The organism is Psychrobacter muriicola 2pS (assembly GCF_904846535.1).
In the GTDB taxonomy this organism is placed as follows: Bacteria; Pseudomonadota; Gammaproteobacteria; order Pseudomonadales; family Moraxellaceae; genus Psychrobacter; species Psychrobacter aquimaris.
This window is the reverse complement of the sequence record NZ_CAJHBC010000005.1, coordinates 211,759-227,574: the sequence shown is the minus strand read 5'-3', so window position 1 is coordinate 227,574 and position 15,816 is coordinate 211,759. Positions and strand designations below refer to the sequence as shown.

The following is a 15,816-nucleotide window of genomic DNA, read 5'->3' as shown; positions in this document are numbered from 1 at the left end:
TTTTGCAAAAGCCAGCTATCATAGCTGGCTTTTTTGCGCTTAATTTTATAGACATTACTTTTAGATGATTATTTATGACGATTGTCAGTGATGGTCATTACGTTTGCTAGCTGCAGCTATGTCGGCTGCCACTTTTTCTTGCTCCTGCTCGACACGCTCAAGCGCAAAATTTAAGCGTGCTCTGATATCTTGATAATCATTATCCTTCATATCTTTAAAATTCAGATGCAAATTAAAACCCGGTAATGTGTGATCAACCCACTTTGACAAGAAGCCTTTATGCGCATCAGGATCCAGCACTTGCCACGCATTCACCTTACTATCAAAGCCCTTAAGCTTAAATGCACCAGCATGATGACATTCGTAATTATGACAGATATAGTCGTAGGTACTCTCACTGACCAATATCTCATCTTTACCAGCGCTCGACTCAAGTCTTGCCGCTAGATTGGCCTCTTTACCAATCAAAGTATAGCTTAGACGATTGTTGCTGCCAAAGTTGCCAACATGGCAATAACCTGTGGTAATGCCAATACGTATGTACAATCCCTCAAAGCCCATCAATCGCCATTTTTGCCTTAAAGTTCGCATCTCGCGACGCATATCTATTGCCATTGCGATACAGTCTAAAGCATCTTGGCGCGCACCGCGACTGTTTGGCTCACCAAAAAAACACACCATGCCATCACCAATGAATTTGTCAAGCACAGCGCCATGCTTATTTGCTATCAATGTCATACAGTGCATATAAGTATTTAAGATGTCAGCCAAATTATCGGCGCTCAAACTATCTGACAATTCAGTAAAGCCAACGATATCTGAGAACATAATCGTCAGCTTAGCACGTTTATTAGAAACGGTAACTGGGCTGTCAGATTTTACGATAGGCTCCCAAACTTGCGTTGGTATGAAGCGCGTTAACTTATTAATGACAGAAACCATCGTACTTAATCGCCCAACAGCCTGATGAGCACGAGTTTCGTAACTAATATATTCTTGGTACACATGCCAAAACTGATATAGTATGACGATCATACTGGCTAATAATATTATTGGTGTTATCCAGCCTTCATGGCAATCTATATCAGCGCTATTCAAAGTGACGCTAACATAATAGAAAACTATCATCGTTATTACGGAAACAGCGATCAGCTTTAAATGATTTTCAGGACTACTAATAATAATTCTAAGCACTATGAGCGCGGCTAAGCTAAGCGAAATGAACGTGCAAAATTGTATCGACCCAATAACCGCCGATAATAAAATAATGACAATATTAGACGTCCAAAAATTTTTTTGGCGGCGATAGTTATAAATCAAAATCATTAAACTTGGCAGACAAACAATAACGAGCAGTGCCATTGAGGTAGGTCTAAAATCAAAATATAAAGCGAGGAGTATGACCGTAAGTATTAAAACGAAGACTTCTGGATAGTCAAATCGATAAATCTCTTCATTTGTTGAAGAGTGATTTGGTCTCAGCGTGTCTAAAAAAGGCATATGAAGTATTCGCTTACGTAAAACAGGCTATCTAAAAAACTAAAAGGCTTGAGGATGGCACACGCGTACTACCTACCTTTATGCCAGGTTGTGTATAAAATTAATCAATGATTACATTATACTTTTTAAATGCAATAAAACCCATGTCACTGATAGCCAAAAGCATACCACTTATCACTCATCTTGTCTTAATGCGCTACGAAATCAGGATTATGAGACGTATCGCTTGAGCCAAAAACAGAAAAGCCAGATAATATTTATCTGGCTTTCAAACAATTAAAATTTACCAACATATACAAATCACGTCATACAATAAACGAGAATGGCGTTGATACAAAACGGTAAAACGCATAAAAAAACCACAATAAGGCTTAACTTTAGGCGTCCTACCATTTTTCCAGCTACTTTGATGGGTCAATCACTACGTGCCCACTAGGGCATTATTACTGATTCGCCAATCAACTCACCGATATACCGCTATTTAGGTGTTTATGACATCTGCCAATCAAAAGGCATTTGATGATGACCACGTAGCGCCATCATTAACGTCTGCTGCATCTGTGCCAACACTTCTTTGGTATAAGGAATAGCAGGGACGCCCCATACTGGATTTGGCCATTGCATGTCATTTTGATAGCGAACGATATGATGAAAATGTAGCTGTGGTACTTGATTACCCAATGCTGCTACATTCATTTTATCGGCTTGAAAGGTCTTGGCCAGTTGGCTTGATAACCAACTTGACTCACGCAAAAACTGTGTTTGATCGGCTTCAGATAACTCATATAACTCTTTGATACCTGATACGCGCGGCACTAATATTAACCAAGGAAACTGACAATCATTGATTAAACGACAAGTCGATAATGGGAAATCCCCCACTAAGAAACTATCAGCAGCGAGTTTATGATGAAGTTGGAACATAATGACGGTTCTCTTGTTATGACACTCAGATAAAAGGAATGTGAATCTAGAAAAGCAGAATTTAATTTACTAAAAAATAATAGGCTAAATATAGGATGTCGCTATTTTATCAGTTATCCGACCGATAAAATAGCGCTATGACTCATTGTCTTGACGTCCTACTTGAGCACTGGCTAGCTAACTTATTTAGCTGATTTAATCTACCGAAAATCATTGCTGAGCTCTCAAAATGCCGAAATGCCAAAACAACTATGCTGACGCTGCCACCATATGCTCGCTAAAATAGCGTAATAACTCTTGAATCGCGGTGACGCGCTGTTGCGGTGTTGCCAGTTTATCAGCATCTTGATAACGAATACCAGAGGCACCGTTCATACGATAGCGCTGTCCATTTGATTGAATCAACTTAATAATTGCTAACGCATCGACTGGCGTATCAGGTGCAAACTCTAATGTCATGCTACTACTATTGGCATCGATTTTATTAATCTTCAGCGGTTCGGCTTGTATACGTAGTCCATGAATGGCAAATAACTGCTTGGTTTGATCTGGCAGCGTTCCAAAACGGTCAATCATTTCAGTACGGATATCGGTGAGCGCCTCTTTATCATCGGCATTACTGATACGCTTATAAAACAACAAACGCTGATGCACATCATGCAAATACTCTTCTGGTATCAATGCCGAGCTATGCAGATTGATCTCACTAGTCAGCGACAATGGCGTACTTAAATCAGGCTCTTTACCTGCTTTAATCGCCTTTGTTGCCCGCTCCAACATATCCATATATAAACTAAAACCAATCGCCTGCATGTTACCACTTTGCTGCTTACCGAGTATCTCACCGGCACCGCGAATCTCTAAATCTTCACTTGCCAGCATGAAGCCTGCGCCCAGCGTATTGGCACGTTCAATCGCATGTAATCGGCGCTTAGCATCGCCTTTGAGACCTTTAATAGACGGTACAAGTAGATAACAATATGCTTGGTGATGACTGCGACCAACACGACCACGTAACTGATGTAATTGCGCCAAACCAAACTTATCGGCGCGCTCAATGATAATGGTATTGGCATTGGGTACATCAATACCCGTTTCAATAATGGTCGAGCATATCAGTACATTGAATTTTTTATGATAAAACTGCTGCATCACTTGTTCAAGTTGGCGCTCTTGCATTTGCCCGTGAGCGACCCCTACTCGCGCCTCAGGCACCAATTCACGTATGGTCTCTGCCATACGCTCGATACTAGCCACATCATTATGCAATAAATAAACCTGCCCACCGCGCAATAGCTCACGCAAGATAGCCTCTTTCATTAAGGCATCAGTTTTTTGCATGACAAAGGTTTTAATCGCTAAACGTCGTGCTGGAGGTGTGGCAATAATTGACATATCACGCATACCAGAGAGTGCCATATTAAGCGTTCTAGGGATTGGGGTCGCTGTCATCGACATACTGTCCACATCGGTCTGAATCGCCTTGATACGCTCTTTATGGCGCACACCAAAGCGGTGTTCTTCATCGACGATCATTAAACCTAGATTAGAAAATTTCACATCAGGTTGCAGTAGCTTATGCGTACCGATAACAATATCAACTTTGCCAGCCGCCAAATCCGCCAATACCGTATCTTGATGCTTTTTGCCACCAAAGCGCGATAAGGTTTCGATACGTACTGGCCAATCAGCGAAGCGATCACGGAAATTGTCTTCATGCTGACCTGCCAGCAAGGTTGTCGGCACCAATACGGCCACCTGATAACCTGCGCTGACTGCAATAAACGCTGCGCGCATGGCGACCTCTGTTTTACCAAAACCCACATCACCGCAGATAAGACGATCCATTGGCTGGTTTTGCCTCATGTCTTCCATAACTGCATGGATGGCGTTGGCTTGATCGGGCGTCTCTTCAAAGGCAAACTGGCTGGCAAATAGCTCATACTGTGATGGGTCTATTTTAAAATGAATACCGACTTTGGCTTCACGACGCGCCTGCATATTGAGTAGCTCAGCTGCTACGTCATGGATTTGCTCAAGCGCTTTTTGCTTGGCCTTATCCCATTTGCCGCTGCCGATTTTGTGCAATGGCGCAAGTGCAGGATCACCGCCGCTATAGCGATTAATCATTTGCAAATTAGCGACTGGCACATAAATACTGGCATCATCAGCGTATTTCAGATGAATAAACTCTTGCTCACCATCACCCACATCTAAGGTAATCAGTCCATTGTAACGCCCAATACCATGCTCAATATGCACCACTGGGCTACCTTCGGTTATTTCGGTAACGCTTTTAACCAAAAACTCTTCTGACACACCGCTTTGACGACGACGGCGCGTTTGCAGCACTTGTCGACCAAATAATTGCGTTTCACTAATCAGCACCAAACGCTCAGGAACATACACCCCACGTTCAATAGGTGCAACCGTTAACCCAACCTGCGGCAGCTTTTTAGCATTAAGACCAGTAGTTTTATCGGCGGCTAAAAACGCCTCAAAGCTATCATAAGCTTTGATATCGATCTTGCCTTTAAACAGCTCAATGAGAATCTCGCGGCGACCCGCTGTTTCAGCCACGATCAATACTGGCGTCGCTGTTTGCGCTTGTAACGCTAAAAATTCTAATAGCTCGGTAAGAGGCTCGGCCTTTTGATGATTTACTGATAATTGTGGTGGCTCTTGCGCACTGAGCGTCACCAAACCTTGCTGTTTATTTGCCATCAGTGGCATTTTTGGCTGTAAATCTGATTGGTGTACAACTTCTAACAATGAGTCATCGCTGTCAATCGCAGCGACATCCGTCATGGTAGCCAGCTCATTACGTGCACTAAGAATCACGCGTGGATAACGATTAAGATGCTCGTTTAAGGTATTTGATAGCAAATATAACAGTTCAGGCGCGACAATAGGTTTATCAATATCATGACGACGCTCTTCATAACGGCGCTGAATTTGTGACCAGTAATCTACCTGTTTTTCATTAATTAGTTCATCAGTGATAAACAGCGCATCGCTTGGTAAGTAAGCAAATAAGCTACTCTTTGCTTGCCACTCTTTTAAATCAAAAAATAGCGGCTGGTAATATTCAAGTCCGCTACTAGCGATACCTGCCATCACGTCTTTATGTAGCTCAAACTTACGGCTGCTCGCATTAGGGAACATCGTAGCGAAGTTGGTACGAAACGTCTCACGCCCTTCATCAAGCGGAAACTCTTTTGCCGGTAGTATTTGAAATTGTTCAATAGGTTTTGAGATATCTGGTAATTTATGCAGTAGCGACAGCGATTCTTTGCCCATACTGCTATCGTTGCCACTCATCATTGTTTTGAGATCATCAACGGTCAACGTCCGCTGGGTTTGCGGATTAAAAAAACGAATGGTCTCGATCTCATCGTCAAACAAATCTAAACGTAGCGGAAACGGCTGACCCATCGCAAAGATATCAATGATACTGCCACGTACCGCGAATTCACCCGGCTCAAAGACGTTTTCAACCGCTCGGTAACCTGCTTTTGCTAGTAGTCCACGCTGGGTATTGATATCAAATCGATCTCCCACGCTCAAATCAAAATGCTGCCCTATCAGCCAGCTCGGCGGTGCCACACGGTGCATTAGCGCCTGTACCGAGATAAGCAGCACCCCTGAACTTGGCATATCCGTCAAGAGATTGATACGCTCACTGACGATGTCTTGATGCGGTGACAGCTCATCATAGGTCAACGTCTCCCAATCGGGAAACACATAAGCATCGACGCCGCAAAATGCCAGTTCCGTCTCTATCTGATTAAGCTGGTTTTGGTCACGTGTTACCACAACTTTTAATCGGTCGGCAACATTCCATAGCGGTGTTTGCACCAGACTCGCTAGCCACAAACTGCTGACTGCCCCATGCACAGGTGCCAGCCAACGCCGCTCGGCATTCTGGATAGGAAACAACTGCTGGTTAATTGGTTCAAAAGCGTCAGTCAAAGCAGTGATAGGCATAAAGGGTAGGATCAACGTTAAGAGTCAGAGAGCTATTATACGAATATTTCAGCAATTACCAAAATTTATGCCGTAACGGTTTGTCACTTAGGATTTTACTTCTCATCAAACACTGCTGAAAAACCTTGAAGAACACTTATTGCAGCCTGGAAACTATTTTTAAAGCCTCAAAGTTATCACTCAATAAAAAGACCTCAACGATGACGCTGAGGTCTTTAATTGATACTTATTAAACTATTGTTAAATGATAAGCCATTTTTAAATTAAGGGCTTGTCGCTAGCGATAATGCCATTATTATCTGCATATATAAACATACCCGAATTTAACGTTAAATCGCCAAAGCTAATTTCAATATCCGTTTGACCTTCATCGCGGCGATTCGATTTACGTGGGATGCAACCCAGCGCAATAACACCGATATCCATTGCTGCCATATCATCAACATCGCGAACACAGCCATACACAATAACCCCCGCCCAGTCGTTGTCAATCGCTGACTGCGCAATCATGTCGCCTAGCAGCGCACAACGCATTGAACCACCACCGTCAACCACCAATACTTTACCATTACCATCTTTATCTTTACCATTGCTATTCAATAACGATTTCACGCGGCTATTGTCTTCAAAGCATTTCACCGTCACAATTTCACCGCAGAATTTGTTTTTGCCACCAAAGCTATGAAAAGACTTACCTTCGATATTGGGCAAACATACCTGCGACTCAGGATTGGCATCCAATAAATCACAGGTCACAAAGTTCTCTTTATTCATTGTTGTTGATTCTGGCATATCTGACATAATGACGCTCCTTGTTATGTATGATTAGTTATTCACGACTGATTATTTATGACTAGGGCTTAATTTCAATTGTTTCCTTAATTTAATACTTGAGCTATTTTTTAACTTTAGTCATCGCTAGCATTTGCTTGTTTTCGATGATATTAGTGGTTTTGACTACAGGTTCAGTACGGTATTTATTACGCTCATAAATATCATGCGCGCTCATCGCCATGGCACTGGCAACGCGTTTCGCGGAAATGGGATGTAGTGACAAGGACTCTGAGACCAATGGCGATATAAGCTGAAAGGCTTTTTGGCCAATACTTTCAAGCGGACGACCTTTATGCTTACCAAGTAACAAGGACGGACGGAAAATGAATAACTGTGTAAAACCTAGCGCCATAATAGACTGCTCAGTTTCAGCTTTTACTCGATTGTATAGAAACCGACTATGAATATCAGCATTCATGGACGATAACAAAAAGAAATTTTCAACGCCTTTATCTTGGCACAGTTTGGCAAAATTGACATTATAATCATGATCAACCTTTCGAAAGGCTTCATCGCTACCAGCCTGCTTCTTTGTAGTACCAAGACAGCTAAAAGCATCCGTCTTTCGATCAACGCCAACGCTGGCAAATATTTCAGCTAAATTATCAAAATCATTGACCTGATAAAAGCGCATGCTGGCATTGATATAGCGTGGCGGACGCCTTGCAATCACAATTAACGTGTCATAAAGCTCACTAAGCTGTTTGACAAGATGCTGTCCAACCAATCCTGTCGCGCCAATTACAATTGCTTTTCGCTGCATAGCCTATCCATTTATATAGTGTTGGAAAATAGATGATAATGAGAAATCTGATTTTAAAGCCTATCACCAAGGCTTTTCACCTAAGGGCGTGTCCTAGTATCATACCTAAATTAACGCATAACTGAGGGTATTCTATAGAATTTATTGTAAGAGATTTTATCGAATGAACGATTTATTCAGTCATAAGCGTTTTTTAGCGCAACAATATTGACAAACATTTCAAAAAACAGTTGAGCAGAGACATAAAAAACCGTTGTCTATACGATCACACAACTTCTTTCAGCATTAATCATCAAATATATTGTCCTAAGCGCGATAATTTGCTAAGATAACCGGCTTTACACGTCAACGCTGTTTAATTATTCCAAACAGTTCTGGCGCTTGCGATGATCTATTAATATTAGATACTTTAATATTAGACATCGACATCATGTTTGACGAGACGGCTGCTCGTCACCGATGATTGTTAAACCCATTATTGCAATCAACATTCATATTTTATCTGTCTTTATCAAGGAGATACGCGTGGCTAATACTGCACAAGCTCGTAAACGCGCCCGTCAAAACACCAAACGTCGTCAGAACTCTGCGTCACAACGCTCTATGGTTCGTACTTACTTAAAACGTGTTGATGCGGCTATCGCAGCTAAAGATTATGACGCGGCTACCGAAGCTTACAAAAAAGCGGTACCAGTTCTTGATCGTATGGCTGACAAAGGTATTATTCATAAGAATAAAGCTGCTCGTCGTAAGAGCCGCCTGAACAAAACCATCAAAGGCCTACAAGCTTAAGATTGGTAACGTTTAGACCGCATCTCGCCTTCATTGCGTGATGACTAAAACCTTGTCACTGGTTCTAATACTGGGGCAAGGTTTTTTTATGTCTGATCAAAAATAAATGAATCACTTCCATGTTACTTCTGGCGGTAAGAGCAATGTATTAGGATGAAAGCCGGCAGCACGGTAGCCATCTAATAAAGTATGAATCGGGCGCACATACACTTCACCGCGCCAAACGAAGTGTGCACTGGCTTGTTCAAACGGCTTATCATCAAACCACAAAAACACCCCTTCCATCATTTTTGGCCAATCATTCCAATCAATCTCGACCACATCAAACATCACCGCTAAAAAAGCAGACAACAAAGTATCATGACTGACGGCAAGCATTAAATGCCCATGCTGTGGTTGATGTTGATAAAACAGCGACAAAATATCAAGACCACCCTGATAAGCATTTTTAGTGCCTTCAAGATTGCCTTGCAAGAATCTATTGATAAAGTTTAGGACACCAATTTCTTTGAATACTGGATTTGCTATCTCAGGCTCAGTCACTAGGCTGCCAGGTTCGACCAATAATGACTGATGCGTAATATCACGTTGTAATCCCGCCCCTGCTTGCATCAACTGCGCCGTGTCAATACAGCGCCCAATCGGACTTGAGATACTATCGACATCGAGCGAGTACGGTAAATGCCCTGCCAACCAGCGCCCCCAAGACTTCGCTAGCACGCGACCTTTAGGTGTTAGGGGTAATTGATAACTGGCAAAGCCATTGCCGTCAGAGCGTTCACGTAAGGAATGTCTGGTAAATAAAATCAGCCGTTTATCTTCAGGCAATAAGCTGACTGAGGAGATCATACTATCAGGTAGGTGAGAAGGCGCTGGTGCACTTGGCGTGTGACTCGCAAGCGTTTCAGCAGACAGTTTTGAGGGATTGTTATTTGGGTATTTACTCATGGTAGCAAGCGTAGCAGATTTTTTGACATGAATGAACAAAATATCAGTTCGATTGTAGTATTGCTTACAAGTCTAGGCGGTTAAACCTTAAAATAACCGTTATTTCAGATCCGCTGTTTTAAAAAAGACGAATCAAGATGAATAAAAACACACAAATATTTATTTTCAAGAGACTATAGTTGAATTTAAATAATTCCGATACAAGCAAACCGAGTGCAAGCTATACATTAGTATGGTTAGCGAGGATAACAATATAACGAATTTATATGGATTTTACTATAAAACCGCTTAGCCGATATCAATGACTTTGTCCCACGCAAACGCTAATTCAGTGCTGCTCACCTCATTTGGATACGCACGCGGATTAACAATCACTCGCGTATTGCCAATACGATAGTCAAATGCTTCGTGCGTATGTCCATGTACCCATAGCATTGGCGCCCAATCTTCATACATCCAACCAGATAAATCACTGACAAAAGCTGCATTACTTGGTAGATTGGCATACTTTTCAGATACCGATAATGGACTGATACTATGATGACTCATCACAACCGTTTTTTTGCCAAGCGTTTTGGCGGTGATCAATGCTTGCTTCAACCATTGACGCTGTTCCGCATGAATTTTCATCGATACTTCAGGTGAAAAAAGCTCGCTACCTGCGTAAATCTGCTTATAGTCACGCATAAAACGCATAGCAGCGGCCATAGTGTCTTCATTGGCTTGATATTGATAATCCGTCCATAATGTACAGCCTAAGATGCGTATGTCACCAATATCAACATGTTGACACTGTAGAAAACGGACGCCTTGCTGTGACTGGGCACTATAATTATCCCATCTGGCAAGCTTTTTATCAAAATGTAGTACATCTTCGTTAAAGTATTCATGATTACCAGCGATCGTAATCACAGGCACTTGCAAACGTGCTGCCTGCTCTTGTAGCCATAGCATGCCACTATCGCTGTTAGCAGTATCGCCCGCGACTAGTACCACGTCTGCGTCAGTTTTAGGAATATGCCCTAGCGGATGTGACTGACGCGCATAACTGTCAATATGTAAGTCACTTAAAATCTGTAATTTCATAAGTTCTAATATCATTAAATAAACGTAAATAGTTTAGCATTTTTTGACATACCCGCAAAAATTAAAAAAAGACAGCGGATTAGGCTGTCTTTTTTATTATTCTGGCGCTATAAAAATCTAAACACTTTGTAAATATCTAAATATTTTATAAGTATCTAAATACCTTGGAGTATCTTTTGTAATTTAGCCGCAGGATCTGCTGCCTGAGTAATTGAACGACCAATCACTAAATAATCAGAACCCTCATTTAACGCCTGTTTTGGTGTGCAAATGCGTTTTTGATCATCGGCATTGTCGTCTAGCAAGCGAATACCAGGGGTAATCAATTTAAAATCTTGGCCACACAACGCTTTAAGCGTTTTAGCTTCTTGTGCTGAACAAACCACACCATCGAGACCTGCTTGCTTGGTCAATTGTGCTAATCGACTCACTTGCGCATCTAGACCATCGATAATACCCGTTTGCCTCAATGCTTGATTATCCATAGAGGTCAAAACGGTGACGGCTATCAGCAAGGTATCATAGTTACCCTCTAACAAGCGCTGTTTGGCCAATGACATAGCCTCTAAGCCCGCACTAGCATGCACATTCACCATCCATACGCCAAGCTCAGCTGCCGCTAGTACCGCTTGTGCCGTGGTATTAGGAATATCATGGAATTTCAAGTCTAAAAATACGTCAAAATTACGCTGATGTAGCACCTTAACTATTTCAGGACCACAGCGAGTAAACAGCTCTTTACCCACTTTTAGTCGGCATGATGCTGGATCTAACTGCTCAGCTAATGCTATCGATGCCTCCATCGTCATATTATCTAAGGCAACGATGACTGGGGAGTTCATTGTATTATTCATGGTTTTACCATATTTATATCAGAATTATTAAAGCACTATATATGGACTGGTCATAGATCATTCCATATATAGTTTAGTCTCGTTTTTTCTTGGTAAGTGTAGCGCCTTCATCTACATTAAATACTTCTGCCTCTTGCACTTGCACATTGGTTGCTGTCGAACCATAAATAGCCTCTTCCACCGTTGGCGCGCTTGCTTGGCGATCAATGACAGCATTTGCCTGTGTCAGCTGCTCTTGAAGATTAGCATTCGCCTTTTGCAAACGCGAGATTTCCCATTTATTTTGTAAGACACGGAAGATAAGCAGCGCCAACAATATGCCAATAACAATACCAAGCATAAGGCATAAAATCAGCAGCAGTCCTAAATTCATCGTCGGTGCTTGCGAGAATAATAAATTTACGCCGACTTCAGTATTATTTGCCAACACCAAACCAAGTGAATAAGCAAAGCTCAAAAACAGCAATACAAATAGTAAAAAGCGCATGAGACGTCTACCTCGATTTGGAATGTCGTTAATGTTTTAAAAATAGCACTCTAGAACCTTCATCAACTCACATATTTAGATGCTTATGAACTAATTAGTGATAAATTCTAGTAGAAGTGGCTAGCAATCATCTTGTTGGAAATTCTACCCAATAGATGGTCTATCACACTCTTAGCTATTTGCTACTTTATCATTGACTGCTTCACGTAGTGCTTTACCTGGTTTAAAGTGCGGTATCGCTTTGGCAGGTACAGGTACGCTTTCTCCTGTCTTAGGGTTTCGACCCATACGGGCACGACGATGGTGCAGACAAAAACTGCCAAAACCACGAACCTCTACGCGCCCATCATTGGCTAACGTATGGGTCATCAAGTTTAATATTTCACGTACTGCATCATCGACTACAGTATCAGTCATATTGTCACAGTTCGCACTTAAATTACTAATAAATTCGGACTTGTTAATCGCTTGCTGCATTATTACGCTTGCCTTGTTGATTGATGGATAAACTGATAGTAAGTCAAAACAGTGTTATCAATAGAAACTCTAATAACTAAATCAATAATAGCTTATATCAGAGTAGTCTATTTACAAGAGTCATATCGCAACTCTAAATACACTGTCGCTCATATCTCGTTACTCAATGTTGCAAATGATAGCGGATATTGAGGAAAATAGGAATAAGAGTTTACCTGTTTGGGTAAAAACCTCATTGATTGATAGTAAACTTAAAATTTAAGCAAAAAAAAAGCGACCGGAGTCGCTTCTTTTATAAATTCATATCAATAGCTTACTGCATTTGCTCTTTGATCAAATCACCAATTGTTTTTGGCTGTGCATCAGAACTTGGAGTAGCAGTCGTGCTTGTGCTACCAAGATCTTTAATCGCTTGACGCTCTTCAGCTTCGTCTTTCGCTTTGATAGACAAGTTGATGTTGCGTGTTTTACGATCAACACTGATGATTTTCGCTTCAACGTCATCACCAACAGTTAGATGCTTAGTTGCATCTTCAACGCGGTCACGTTGGATCTCAGAAGCGCGTAAATAAGCTTCAACTTCGTCAGCAAGCTCGATAGTAGCGCCTTTAGCGTCTACTTCTTTTACTTTACCATTAACGATAGCACCACGGTCATTGTTGACTAGGTATTCGTTGAATGGATCAGAGCTTAACTGTTTCACACCTAGGCTGATACGGTTTGCTTCTGCATCTACTGACAATACCATAGCTTCTACGGTGTCGCCTTTATTGTAGTTACGGATTGCGTCTTCGCCAGTTTCGTTCCAAGAGATATCAGATAGATGAACAAGACCATCAATACCACCGTCTAGACCGATAAAGATACCGAAGTCAGTGATTGATTTGATCGTACCAGTGATTTTATCACCACGCTCATGTTTCTTATCAAACTCATCCCATGGATTGGCTAGAGTTTGTTTGATACCTAGGCTGATACGACGACGTTCTTCGTCGATATCAAGAATCATTACTTCAACTTCATCGCCCACTTGAACAACTTTTGATGGGTGGATGTTTTTGTTGGTATGATCCATTTCTGATACGTGTACTAGACCTTCAATACCTTCAGAAATCTCAGCAAAACAACCATAATCAGTCAAGTTGGTTACGCGTGCTTTAACCACACTACCCACTGGGTAAGTACCGCCAACGTTATCCCAAGGATCAGTACCAAGTTGTTTTAGACCTAGGCTAACGCGATTGCGCTCACGGTCAAACTTCAATACTTTAACTTTTAGGTCTTGACCAACTTCAACCACCTCAGATGGGTGCTTGATGCGGCGCCATGCCATGTCAGTGATGTGCAATAGACCATCGATACCACCAAGATCAACGAACGCGCCGTAATCAGTAAGGTTCTTAACGATACCTTCGATCTCGATGCCTTCTTCAAGCTTGTTCAATAGCTCTTCGCGCTCAGCTGAATTTTCAGCTTCCATAACTGCACGACGGCTAACAACCACGTTGTTACGTTTTTGGTCAAGCTTGATAACTTTGAATTCTAGCTCTTTGCCTTCAAGATGCGTGGTATCACGGATAGGACGAACATCTACCAAAGAACCTGGTAAGAACGCACGTACTGAACCGATATCTACAGTGAAACCGCCTTTCACTTTGCTTGAGATAATACCTTTTACGATTTCATCATTATCAGCGATTTTTTCAAGGAAGTTCCAAGTTTCAACACGCTTGGCTTTTTCACGTGACAGCAAGGTTTGACCCATGCCGTTATCAACCGCTTCAACTACGACATCAACGCTATCGCCAACTTCAACTTCAAGTTCGCCTTCTTCGCTTAAAAACTCTTCACGAGCGACGATACCTTCAGATTTAAGACCAGTATCTACGGTGATCCAATCACTATCGATGGCCACAACAGTACCTGTGATAACCGAGCCACGCTCGATATCCAGACCCTGCTCTTCAATGCTCGCTTCAAATAGTTCAGCAAATGATTCCATTATGTCTACCTTTGTATAGCCGTATCCTGTCCAGCACAGTACGGATCAAATTTATGACTGCATAAAACGAGAATACTGGTTTTATATCTCATACAATCATATAAAAAAACGTTTGTTGATAATAAGCAAATGAAATAGCTAACTCATTAGCAACAACGGTCTCATATAGAAATTTTTGTATTTATTCTATCAAATCACATTTCTTACAACTATTTTTAAGACCTGCTAAGTCCTATAAACTCCACTCCTACAATTTTATACTAAAACCGAACCTCATAGCAAAGCTTTTAATACTTAATATGTTGTTTTTATTAACTATTAAAAAAAATACCTTTGTCTTGGCAATGTTTCTTAACTTGTGCGTAAACAGTATCAGCGTCTAATGTTGAGCTATCTAGTAACAATGCATCTGCCGCAGGTTTTGATGGTGCTGTTGTGCGGTTTTCATCACGGTCATCACGGGCTTTAATCGTGGTTAAAATTGCGTCAAAATCTGCCGTCTGACCAGCATTTATTAACTGTGTTACGCGGCGCTCGGCACGCGCTTCAGCACTGGCAGTCAAAAATACCTTCACATCAGCATCTGGGAATACCACCGTACCCATATCACGACCATCAGCAACCAATCCAGAACGAGTTGCCATATCTTGTTGCAATTTTAGCAATGCTTGACGAACTTTTGGAAATACTGCTATCTGTGATGCATAGCCACCGACGGTTTCATTACGGACCTGCTCACCAACCGCCTCATCATTCACTAAAATATCAACACGTCCTGACTCATTGTTAGGAACAAAAGCAATCTCTAGACGTTGCGTTAATTCTAACACCGCCATTTCGTCAATGGCTTGGCTTCCATCCGCTGCAACTAATCCAGCTTCAAATGCTTTGAGTCCAACGATACGATACAAAGCACCTGAGTCAAGCAGTTGATAATTCAATGCTTGGGCTAAACGCCACGTAACCGTACCTTTACCTGCCCCACTTGGTCCATCAATACAGATAACTGGATAGCGCAATAATGGCGCTTGGTTATCATTACTGCCAGAACTAAAATTATCAAGTATAGCGTTACCAGCTGTAGAAACGGTCATAATACTCACTTAATAGTAGACGATACTGATACGGCTTTGTGCATGCTAGTGGCAGAACAATATTTACT

Annotated in this window: 13 protein-coding genes; 1 reads left to right on the top strand and 12 read right to left on the bottom strand. The window is 41.7% G+C overall.

Annotated features, from left to right (window positions below):
* Positions 1–84: 84 nt before the first annotated feature.
* The 5 genes from JMX93_RS09515 to JMX93_RS09495 form a co-directional block, all read right to left on the bottom strand.
* Positions 85–1,035: an adenylate/guanylate cyclase domain-containing protein gene (locus JMX93_RS09515; protein ID WP_226914616.1), complete on the bottom strand. Its 951-nt coding sequence runs from the start codon at positions 1,033–1,035 to the stop codon at positions 85–87.
* A gap of 954 nt (positions 1,036–1,989) precedes the next feature.
* A complete protein-coding gene (locus tag JMX93_RS09510; RefSeq protein ID WP_499204542.1) occupies positions 1,990–2,424 on the bottom strand; it encodes an HIT domain-containing protein in 435 nt (144 codons plus the stop codon).
* A 249-nt stretch (positions 2,425–2,673) separates the two neighbouring features.
* Positions 2,674–6,411: a transcription-repair coupling factor gene (gene mfd / locus JMX93_RS09505; RefSeq protein WP_499204541.1), complete on the bottom strand. Its 3,738-nt coding sequence runs from the start codon at positions 6,409–6,411 to the stop codon at positions 2,674–2,676.
* A 258-nt stretch (positions 6,412–6,669) separates the two neighbouring features.
* Entirely contained in the window at positions 6,670–7,185 is a 516-nt protein-coding gene (gene rraA, locus JMX93_RS09500) for a ribonuclease E activity regulator RraA (RefSeq protein WP_499204594.1), read from the bottom strand.
* Between the two features lie 121 nt (positions 7,186–7,306).
* Complete coding sequence (locus JMX93_RS09495) at positions 7,307–8,008, bottom strand: NAD-dependent epimerase/dehydratase family protein (protein WP_193012967.1); 702 nt, start codon at positions 8,006–8,008, stop codon at positions 7,307–7,309.
* A gap of 525 nt (positions 8,009–8,533) precedes the next feature.
* Between JMX93_RS09495 and rpsT the strand changes: the two genes are divergently transcribed.
* Entirely contained in the window at positions 8,534–8,800 is a 267-nt protein-coding gene (rpsT, locus tag JMX93_RS09490) for a 30S ribosomal protein S20 (protein ID WP_010200097.1), read from the top strand.
* Positions 8,801–8,911: 111 nt separating this feature from the next.
* Here the strand turns inward: rpsT and JMX93_RS09485 are convergent, their stop codons facing one another.
* From JMX93_RS09485 to cmk, 7 genes are all read right to left on the bottom strand, one after another.
* On the bottom strand, positions 8,912–9,748 hold the full coding sequence (locus tag JMX93_RS09485) for a histidine phosphatase family protein (RefSeq protein ID WP_193012969.1): 837 nt from the start codon (positions 9,746–9,748) through the stop codon (positions 8,912–8,914).
* A 288-nt stretch (positions 9,749–10,036) separates the two neighbouring features.
* The gene (locus JMX93_RS09480; protein ID WP_499204540.1) at positions 10,037–10,834 is read right to left on the bottom strand and encodes a metallophosphoesterase; all 798 of its coding nucleotides are present in this window, start codon (positions 10,832–10,834) and stop codon (positions 10,037–10,039) included.
* A 155-nt stretch (positions 10,835–10,989) separates the two neighbouring features.
* A complete protein-coding gene (gene pyrF / locus JMX93_RS09475) occupies positions 10,990–11,688 on the bottom strand; it encodes an orotidine-5'-phosphate decarboxylase (RefSeq protein ID WP_499204539.1) in 699 nt (232 codons plus the stop codon).
* Between the two features lie 73 nt (positions 11,689–11,761).
* Positions 11,762–12,175, bottom strand: coding sequence for a lipopolysaccharide assembly protein LapA domain-containing protein (locus JMX93_RS09470; RefSeq protein ID WP_198332824.1), 414 nt, complete (start codon positions 12,173–12,175; stop codon positions 11,762–11,764).
* Between the two features lie 171 nt (positions 12,176–12,346).
* Entirely contained in the window at positions 12,347–12,652 is a 306-nt protein-coding gene (locus JMX93_RS09465) for an integration host factor subunit beta (RefSeq protein WP_193012973.1), read from the bottom strand.
* 313 nt (positions 12,653–12,965) lie between these two features.
* Positions 12,966–14,657: a 30S ribosomal protein S1 gene (gene rpsA, locus JMX93_RS09460; RefSeq protein WP_443510304.1), complete on the bottom strand. Its 1,692-nt coding sequence runs from the start codon at positions 14,655–14,657 to the stop codon at positions 12,966–12,968.
* Between the two features lie 308 nt (positions 14,658–14,965).
* Complete coding sequence (gene cmk / locus JMX93_RS09455) at positions 14,966–15,748, bottom strand: (d)CMP kinase (protein ID WP_499204538.1); 783 nt, start codon at positions 15,746–15,748, stop codon at positions 14,966–14,968.
* Positions 15,749–15,816: the final 68 nt, after the last annotated feature.

Bases quoted from the DNA above. Each gene is read 5' to 3' on its own strand.
- JMX93_RS09515 (WP_226914616.1), bottom strand. From the start codon at position 1,035: ATGATCGTCATACTATATCAGTTTTGGCATGTGTACCAAGAATATATT.
- JMX93_RS09510 (WP_499204542.1), bottom strand. From the start codon at position 2,424: ATGTTCCAACTTCATCATAAACTCGCTGCTGATAGTTTCTTAGTGGGG.
- mfd (WP_499204541.1), bottom strand. From the start codon at position 6,411: ATGCCTATCACTGCTTTGACTGACGCTTTTGAACCAATTAACCAGCAG.
- rraA (WP_499204594.1), bottom strand. From the start codon at position 7,185: ATGAATAAAGAGAACTTTGTGACCTGTGATTTATTGGATGCCAATCCT.
- JMX93_RS09495 (WP_193012967.1), bottom strand. From the start codon at position 8,008: ATGCAGCGAAAAGCAATTGTAATTGGCGCGACAGGATTGGTTGGACAG.
- JMX93_RS09485 (WP_193012969.1), bottom strand. From the start codon at position 9,748: ATGAGTAAATACCCAAATAACAATCCCTCAAAACTGTCTGCTGAAACG.
- JMX93_RS09480 (WP_499204540.1), bottom strand. From the start codon at position 10,834: ATGAAATTACAGATTTTAAGTGACTTACATATTGACAGTTATGCGCGT.
- pyrF (WP_499204539.1), bottom strand. From the start codon at position 11,688: ATGAATAATACAATGAACTCCCCAGTCATCGTTGCCTTAGATAATATG.
- JMX93_RS09470 (WP_198332824.1), bottom strand. From the start codon at position 12,175: ATGCGCTTTTTACTATTTGTATTGCTGTTTTTGAGCTTTGCTTATTCA.
- JMX93_RS09465 (WP_193012973.1), bottom strand. From the start codon at position 12,652: ATGCAGCAAGCGATTAACAAGTCCGAATTTATTAGTAATTTAAGTGCG.
- cmk (WP_499204538.1), bottom strand. From the start codon at position 15,748: ATGACCGTTTCTACAGCTGGTAACGCTATACTTGATAATTTTAGTTCT.